The sequence below is a fragment of the Ottowia sp. genome (genome assembly GCF_035444425.1).
In the GTDB taxonomy this organism is placed as follows: domain Bacteria; phylum Pseudomonadota; class Gammaproteobacteria; order Burkholderiales; family Burkholderiaceae_C; genus Ottowia.
This window is the reverse complement of record NZ_DAOMOQ010000070.1, coordinates 1-7,754: the sequence shown is the minus strand read 5'-3', so window position 1 is coordinate 7,754 and position 7,754 is coordinate 1. Positions and strand designations below refer to the sequence as shown.

Below are 7,754 nucleotides of genomic sequence, written 5' to 3'. Positions count from 1 at the left end.
GCGTTGTCGGGCAGGAGTTCGATGCCGTAGGCGCACATCAGCCCGTATAAGGCGAAGTGCTGCCGGTCGAACTCGGATTTGCCGTACTTCTGTTCGACCGCCGCGAGCTTGCGCTGAAGGATGGGCACGAGGAAATTGCCGCTGCCGCAGGCGGGTTCCAGAAAGCGGGCGTCGATGCGCTCGGTTTCGTCCTTCACCAGATCGAGCATGGCTTGCACCAGCCAGGGCGGCGTGAAGACCTCGCCGTGGTCGGCGACGCGTTGCTTGGATTTGACGAGGTTCATGGTTGTAGGGTTTCGATGTCTGGCCGGCATGTGGCAAGCGCGAGCAGCTATCGAAGGGGGTAGCGCTTGGCCGTGGCCTTCTGACGAGCTTACAAGCTTGCCAACCTCCTCACCGCCTCACTCAATGTCTCATCCTTCTTCGCAAAGCAGAACCGCACCACCTTCTGGTCGAACCCATCCCCATAGAAGGCCGACAGCGGGATCGCCGCGACGCCGACTTCGCGGGTGAGCCATTGGCAGAAGTCGGCTTCGGGCAGGTCGCGCTCGGGCACCGCGAGTTGGTCGATGGCGACGCACTGGAAGTAGGTGCCTTCGCAGGGCAGCAGGCGGAATTTCGTCTTGGCCAGGCCCTCGCGGAACAGGTCGCGCTTGGCCTGGTAGAAGGCGGGCAGGTTCAGGTACGGCGCCGCGTCCTGCATGTAGCTGGCCAGGCCGTGCTGCATGGGCGTGTTGACGGTGAACACGTTGAACTGGTGAACCTTGCGGAATTCGGCGGTGAGCGCGGCGGGGGCGGCGACGTAGCCGACCTTCCAACCCGTGACGTGGTAGGTCTTGCCGAAGCTGCTGACGATGAAGCTGCGCGCGGCCAAACCGGGAAAGCGCGCCACGCTTTCGTGCCGCAGCGGGGCGTAGACCATGTGCTCGTATACCTCGTCGCTGATGACGAGGACATTGGTGGGGGCGAGCAGTTCGTCCAGCCGGCGCATATCGGCGGGTGACCACACGGTGCCGCTGGGGTTGTGCGGGGAGTTGATGATGATGGCGCGGGTCTTGGGGCTTAAAGCGGCGGCGATCTTGTCGAAGTCGGGGCGGAAGGTGCCGGGCACCAGCGGCACGCGCACCACGGTGGCGCCGGTCAGCTCGATGTTGGGGACGTAGCTGTCGTAGCAGGGCTCGAGCACGATGACTTCGTCGCCGGGGCCGACGCAGCACAGGATGGCGGTCAGGATGGCCTGGGTAGCGCCTGCCGTGACGGTGATCTCGCTGCCGGCGTCGTAGCGGCGGCCGTACAGCGCCTCGATCTTGGCGGCGATGGCCTCGCGCAGCACCGGCACGCCGGGCATCGGCGGGTACTGGTTGTGGCCTTGCCGCATCGCGGCGGTGACGCCTTCGACCAGCTTCGGGTCGCAGTCGAAGTCGGGGAAGCCCTGGCCCAGGTTGACGGCCTGGTGCTCGGTGGCCAGCGCCGACATGACGGTGAAGATGGTGGTGCCGACGTTGGGCAGGCGCGAGGGGAAGCTGGGGGTGGATGGATTCATGGCAAGGCGGGGGTTCGGCCTAGAAACGGCCGTTGGATGCGCTCTCACCCGACATGTGAGCGTGATCGGAGCAGCGAAAGTCAGTGTTCATGGGGGTTTGCCGGATACAACGAGCGGTCAACTGCCGTTTCCGGGCTCAGAGTTCGTAGTCAGCCACGTGGCCACTCATGGCCTTCAGGATCAGGTCCTTGTCGAGCCGGTCGGACAGCAGGCTGGCGAAGTGGTAGACGAAGTCGCGCAGGTAGGCGCTGCGCTTGAGCGCGATGCGCGCCACGTTGTGACCCAGCAGCTGGCCCAGCGGACGCGCCACCAGGTCGGTGTCCTTGTCGTCCTTGACCGCCATCTCGGCCACGATGCCTATCCCTAAGCCCAGGCGCACGTAGGTCTTGATGACGTCGGAGTCGATCGCCTCCAGCACCACGCGCGGCTGCAGCTCGCGCTGGGCGAAGGCGGCGTCGATGCGTGTGCGGCCGGTGAACGAGGGGTGGTAGGTGATCAGCGGCTCGGCGCCGATGTCGTCCAGCGTCAGCCGCTCCTTGGCCGCCAGCGGGTGGCTGGCCGGCACCACCAGCACGTGCTGCCATTCGTAGCAGGGCAGGGTGATCAGCTCGGGGTAGTTGGCGAGCGACTCGGTGGCGATGCCGATGTCGGCGGTCTCCTCGATCACCATGCGCGCCACCTGGTCGGGCGCGCCCTGGTGCAGGCTGATGTTGACCTTGGGGTAGCGCTCGCGCAGCCGCGCCACCGGCACCGGCAGCACGTAGCGGGCCTGGGTGTGGGTGGTGGCGATCGACAGCGTGCCGCTGTCCTGGGCGCTGTATTCCTCGCCGATGCGCTTGAGGTTGCCGATCTCGCGCATGATGATGGCGATGCTGGCCAGCACGTGCTCGCCCGGCTCGGTGACGCGCTTCAGGCGCTTGCCGTGGCGCATGAAGATCTCGATGCCGAGCTCGTCCTCCAGCTCGATGATCGCCTTCGAGACGCCGGGCTGCGAGGTGTGCAGCGCCTTGGCTGCCTCGGTCAGGTTCAGGCCGCGGCGCACGGCTTCCTGGACGAATCGGAACTGATGCAGGTTCATGGGGTTGCTCATATGAAACCCCGGCATTATGGCGCGTGCGGTCTAAGGCGGCGCGTTCGTCAGGGCCGCCAACGCCATGGCCTGCAGCACCTCGGGGTGCTCGGCGATGGCCTCGCGCAGGCTGAAGGCCACGCCGGGGTATTGCAGCCGCAGTTGCCCCAGCAGCCGCGGCAGATCCTCGCGCGCGTGGCGCCCGGTGCCGAGGAACATCGGCCACACCGTGACGCGCGTGGCCCCTTGCGCGTGCAGCGTGGCGACGGCCGCGGGCAGGTCGGGCTCGGTCAGCTCCAGGTAGGCGCACTGCACGCGCGCGGTGGGGTCGATCTCGCGCATGCGCCGCGCCACGGCCTCGATCGGCGCGCGCCAGGCCGGGTCGCGCGAGCCGTGCGCGAACAGCACGATGCCATGCGGCTGCGGGTTGTCGGCTGCGGCCACGATGGCTACTGCCTCAGCACCAGCCAGCCCAGCGCGGCCAGCGACAGCACCGAATAGATGATGCCGGGCGCCGCCGAGGCGATCCACGGCACCCAGTTGCGCAGGTTGCCGATGTGGCCGAACACGTTGTTCAGCAGGAAGAAGCTGATGCCCACCAGCACGCCCAGGAACACGTAGCCGGCGATGTTGCCGGTGCGAAAGTGCAGGTAGGCGAACGGCAGTGCCAGCACCATCATCACCAGGCAGCTCAGGGGGTAGAACACCTTGCGCCAGAACTCGATCTCGTAGCGCTGCGCGCTCTGGCCGTTGTCCTTCAGGTGGCTGATGTACTGGAACAGATCGACCGTCTGCATCCGGTCCGGGCTCAGCAGCGAGGCCGCCACCATGTCGAGCGAGATGCTGGTCGGCCAGTGCCAGGTCAGCAGCTGCTGCACCACCACGCGCGGCTCATCGCCCGTGGCGTGCTCGAAGCCGCGCCGCTCGACCTCCTGCAACTGCCAGCCGTCGCCGCCGTCGAAGAAGGCCTTGGCGGCCTTGGTGGTCGACAGCAGGCGGCCGTCGGCATTGTCGAACTCGAAGATGCGGACCTGGTTCATGGTGCCGTCCGAGCCGAGCGCGCCGACGTTGACCGAGTAGTTGCGCGTTTCCTGCCGGTCCTTCATCCAGGCCCCCGTGCGCCCGACCGTGATGTCGCCCAGGAAGCGCGCCTGCAGTGTCTGCGCGGCCCGGTTGGCGGCCGGCGCCACGTAGTCGCCGAACACGAAGGTCAGCATCACGAAGCCCATGCCCAGCAGCAGCAGGGTGCGCAGCGCGCGGTACGGCCCCAGGCCGGTGGTGCGCAGGATGGTGTATTCGGAACTCTCGGCCAGCCGCGCCATGACGTAGATGGTGCCGATCAGCACCGCGATCGGCAGCAGTTCGTACAGGTGCTTGGGGGCCTGCAGCGCCACGTAGAGCAGCGCATACGACAGCGTGTAGCCCTGCGCGGCGGCGGCGCTGACCTCGCCCAGTTCGTCGACGATGTCGAAGAAGAAGAACAGCAGCAGGAAGGCCAGGGTGACGAAGCCCACCGCGCGCAGGATCTCGCTGTAGATCAGGTGGCGGATGGTTCTCATGCCGCCTCCGTCGCCGGGCGGCGGCGCTGGCGCAGGCGGTTCAGCCAGTTGCCGTGGCGCGCCAGCAGCCACAGCACGGCCAGCACCAGGATGCCGCCGTGCAGCAGCGCGAGAAAGGCTGGCAGGCCGATGCGGCCGTTGGCGATCCAGCTCTGGCCGACGCCGAGCAGGTTGTAGTAGCTGGCGAAGGCGAACAGCGTGAAGATCAGGCCGGCGCTGCGGCCGACGCGCGGGTTCACGCGTGTTGCCGCCAGCGCAATGAGCACGCAGTTGAACGCCGCCAGCGCCAGCCCCAGGCGCCAGGACAGCTCCGACAGGTGGCGCGGCGTGGGATCGCGCAGCAGCGTCAGGGTCGATTTCAGGCGCGGCGAATCACGCCCGCCGGGCCCGGCGATGCGGGCATCGATGCGGTTGCCGTACTCGACGAATTCGCTGATGCGGGTGGCGCCGGTGTCGAGTTCGGTCTCGAGCCGGTGCCCCTGGTCGAGCACCACGAAGCGCTCGCCCTTGATGGTTTCCAGCTTGCCGCTGCGCGCCGAGGTGACGGCTTCCTTGCCTCCTTCGGTGGAGGCGATGAAGATGTTGTTGCCGGTGGTGGCGTCGGCGCTGTCCTTGTCGATGAAGAACACCCGCTGGCCACCGGCCGATTCGATGAAGCGGCCGGGCGCCACGCGCTCGACGTCGCCGCGGTCCTGGTAGCGGTCGCGCAGGTCGCGGATCTGCTGGTTCGACCATGGCCAGACCAGCAGCGCCAGCACCACCACCGCCAGCAGCACCGGCCAGGCAAAGCGCAGCAAAGGCTTCAGGAAGGCCAGCAGGCCCTGGCCGCTGGCGAACCACACCACCATCTCGCTGCTGGCGTACATGCGCGTCAGCGTCGCCGTGATGGCGACGAACAGGCTCAGCGTCAGGATGGTCGGCAGGTGCCCAAGCACCGTGTAGCCCATCACCAGCATCACCTCGGACGGATTGACGCGCCCCACGCTGGCCTGGCCGAGCGTGCGGATCAGCATCACCGTCATCACGATGGTGGCCAGCACCACCAGGGTCGCGCCAAAGCTGCGGCCCAGCTCCTTGCGCAAAGATGAATCGAATAACATCGGTCAAAAGGAAAACGCTGGCATTATGGACTTCGAACTCGTTTCTCTGCGCCTCACCCGCGCCGCCGCCGACAAGACACCGGCCCTGATCGTGCTGGTGCAGGATGGTTTCACGTCGGGCGAAGACCCGATCTCGGCGCTGGTGCGGCGCGCCATCGACGCCGGCGACTTCGCCACCGAATCCGGCAAGCTGCTGGCCAGCTATGGCGCCGCGCGCATCGCGGCAGCGCACGTGCTGCTGGCCGGCATCGGCGACGGCAGCGCCGCGCAGGTGCGCAAGGCCGTCGCGGCGGCGGTCACAGCGCTCAAGGGCGCGCCAGCCAAGAGCCTGACCGTGTGCTTTGCCCAGGCCGCCACAGCCGGCGCCATCGCGGCCGCGGTGCAGGCGGTGGCTGACGCCAGCTACGTCTACACCGCCACCCGGACCGTCGACAAGGACAAGGACCGGCCCAAGCTGAAGCAGGCCGTGATCGGCGCGCCGGACGGCGATGCCGATGCCGTGCAAGCCGAATTCGAGCAGGCCGTCGGCGTTGTGCGCGGCGTGCAGCTGGCGCGCGAGTGGGCCAACCGGCCGGCCAACCACGCCACGCCGACGCGCCTGGCCGAGGCGGCGAAAGAGCTGGGCAAGCTGCCGCGCATCGAGTGCGAGGTGCTGGGGCCGAAGGAGGTCGCCAAGCTCGGCATGGGCGCGTTCCAGGCCGTGGCCCAGGGTTCGGGCGAGGAACTGCGCTTCATCGTGCTGCGTTACCAGGGCGCCGCCAAGGGCGAGGCGCCGGTGGTGCTGGTGGGCAAGGGCATCACCTTCGACACCGGCGGCATCTCGCTCAAACCCGCGCCCGAGATGGACGAGATGAAGTTTGACATGAGCGGAGCGGCCAGCGTGCTGGGCACCTTCCGCGCGCTGGGCGAGCTGAAGCCGGCGCTCAACGTGGTCGGCCTGATCCCGGCCAGCGAGAACATGCCCGACGGCCGCGCCATCAAGCCCGGCGACGTGGTCACCAGCATGAGCGGGCAGACCATCGAGATCCTCAACACCGATGCCGAAGGGCGCCTGGTGCTGTGCGACGCGCTCAGCTACGCCGAGCGCTTCAAGCCGCGCGCGGTGATCGACATCGCCACCCTGACCGGCGCCTGCGTGATCGCGCTGGGCGCGGTGCGCAGCGGCCTGTTCGCCAGCGACGACGGCCTGGCCGAGGCGCTGCACGCTGCCGGCGAAAGCGCGCTCGACCTGTGCTGGCGCATGCCGCTGGACGACGACTACGCGGAAGGCCTGAAGACCAATTTCGCCGACGTTGCCAACGTCGCCGGCCGACCGGCTGGCGCGGTGACGGCGGCCAAGTTCCTGCAGCGCTTCGCCAAGGCCTACCCCTGGGCGCATCTGGACATTGCCGGTACCGCCTGGAAGGGCGGCAAGGCCAAGGGCGCCACCGGCCGGCCGGTCGGCCTGCTGGTGCACTACCTGCTGGGCCAGGCCGGCGCTGCGGCGGCGGCCGAACCCAAGCCGGACAAATCGGGCGGCAAGGGCAAGCCCAAGGCCAGGCGCAACTGAGCTGTGGAGTGCGCCGAGTCGTGAGCACGGCGCGCCGCCCGGCCACACCACCATGACCGAGGTCACCTTTCACTTCAACGTGCCGGCCAAGCTGGAATACGCCTGCCGGCTGCTGCGCAAGGCCCATGCGTCGGGTGCGACGGTGGGGGTGCTCGGGCCAGACGAGTTGCTGCGCACGCTGGACACCGCGCTGTGGAGCTTCTCGGCGCTCGACTTCGTGCCGCATTGCCTGGCTTCGGCGCCGGAGCCGGTGCGGCGCGCCACGCCGATCGTGCTGGCCACCGATTGCGCCGAGCTGCCGCAGGCCGGGGTGCTGCTGAACCTGGGCGACGCGGTGCCGGCGGGATTCGAGCGCTTCGAGCGCCTGATCGAACTGGTCGACACCAGCGACGCCGACCGCGCGCAGGCGCGCCCGCGCTGGCGCCACTACACCGACCGCGGCTATCCGATCGAGCGGCACGACCTGGCCGCGCGGGAGTGACGCATGGCCGAACCCGAGACCCCGCCACCCCGACCCGCACCGCGCTTCGTGCCGACGCTGACCGAGGTGGTGTCGCAGGCGCCGGCCGCTGCCGCGGCCATGCCGGACCGCGCCGGGCAGCCCGAACTGGTGGCGCCGATGCCGGTGTCGCCGGAACTGGCCGACCTGCTGCTGCGGCAGCTCGGCCCCGAGCTCGAGCAGCGCATCCAGCAGGCGGTTCGCCACGCCGTGCACGAGCAGATGCGCGGCTTCGAGGCGCAGTTGCAGCGCCAACTCGGTCAGGCCGTGCGTGAGCTGCTGGCCGAGCGCATGACCCAGGACAAGAAAGCCGAAGAAGTCAGGGCAAACACCTAGTGGCTGGCACGCGGAACTATCGTGTTCCCTGATGCCGAAGCCACTTGAAGTGCGCTATCGTTTGCGCCCCATGAGTCGAGAGCGGGTTCTCGACTTATT

The 7,754-nt window shown here is 68.3% G+C and carries 9 protein-coding genes; 3 read left to right on the top strand and 6 right to left on the bottom strand.

Going from position 1 to position 7,754, the window contains the following annotated elements; genetic code table 11:
• From PK606_RS15625 to lptF, 6 genes are all read right to left on the bottom strand, one after another.
• Positions 1-284, bottom strand: a 284-nt coding sequence (locus PK606_RS15625; RefSeq protein ID WP_324565269.1) for an N-6 DNA methylase, incomplete at its 3' end; no start/stop codon positions are given.
• Positions 285-373: 89 nt separating this feature from the next.
• The gene (locus PK606_RS15620) at positions 374-1,543 is read right to left on the bottom strand and encodes a pyridoxal phosphate-dependent aminotransferase (RefSeq protein WP_324565267.1); all 1,170 of its coding nucleotides are present in this window, start codon (positions 1,541-1,543) and stop codon (positions 374-376) included.
• A 136-nt stretch (positions 1,544-1,679) separates the two neighbouring features.
• Positions 1,680-2,621, bottom strand: coding sequence for a CysB family HTH-type transcriptional regulator (locus PK606_RS15615; RefSeq protein WP_324565266.1), 942 nt, complete (start codon positions 2,619-2,621; stop codon positions 1,680-1,682).
• A gap of 42 nt (positions 2,622-2,663) precedes the next feature.
• Positions 2,664-3,056 (bottom strand): sirohydrochlorin chelatase, encoded by a 393-nt coding sequence (locus PK606_RS15610; RefSeq protein ID WP_324565265.1) that lies wholly within the window; start codon positions 3,054-3,056, stop codon positions 2,664-2,666.
• A 5-nt stretch (positions 3,057-3,061) separates the two neighbouring features.
• The gene (gene lptG / locus PK606_RS15605) at positions 3,062-4,171 is read right to left on the bottom strand and encodes an LPS export ABC transporter permease LptG (RefSeq protein WP_324565264.1); all 1,110 of its coding nucleotides are present in this window, start codon (positions 4,169-4,171) and stop codon (positions 3,062-3,064) included.
• Entirely contained in the window at positions 4,168-5,271 is a 1,104-nt protein-coding gene (gene lptF, locus PK606_RS15600) for an LPS export ABC transporter permease LptF (protein ID WP_324565262.1), read from the bottom strand. Before lptF ends, lptG begins: the two co-directional genes overlap by 4 nt.
• Positions 5,272-5,296: 25 nt before the next feature.
• Between lptF and PK606_RS15595 the strand changes: the two genes are divergently transcribed.
• The 3 genes from PK606_RS15595 to PK606_RS15585 are packed head-to-tail and all read left to right on the top strand — an operon-like array spanning position 5,297 to position 7,655.
• Positions 5,297-6,820, top strand: coding sequence for a leucyl aminopeptidase (locus tag PK606_RS15595; protein ID WP_324565261.1), 1,524 nt, complete (start codon positions 5,297-5,299; stop codon positions 6,818-6,820).
• Between the two features lie 52 nt (positions 6,821-6,872).
• Positions 6,873-7,301, top strand: a complete 429-nt coding sequence (locus tag PK606_RS15590) for a DNA polymerase III subunit chi (protein ID WP_324565260.1) — start codon at positions 6,873-6,875, stop codon at positions 7,299-7,301.
• Positions 7,302-7,304: 3 nt separating this feature from the next.
• Positions 7,305-7,655: a hypothetical protein gene (locus PK606_RS15585; protein ID WP_324565258.1), complete on the top strand. Its 351-nt coding sequence runs from the start codon at positions 7,305-7,307 to the stop codon at positions 7,653-7,655.
• Positions 7,656-7,754 lie beyond the last annotated feature (99 nt).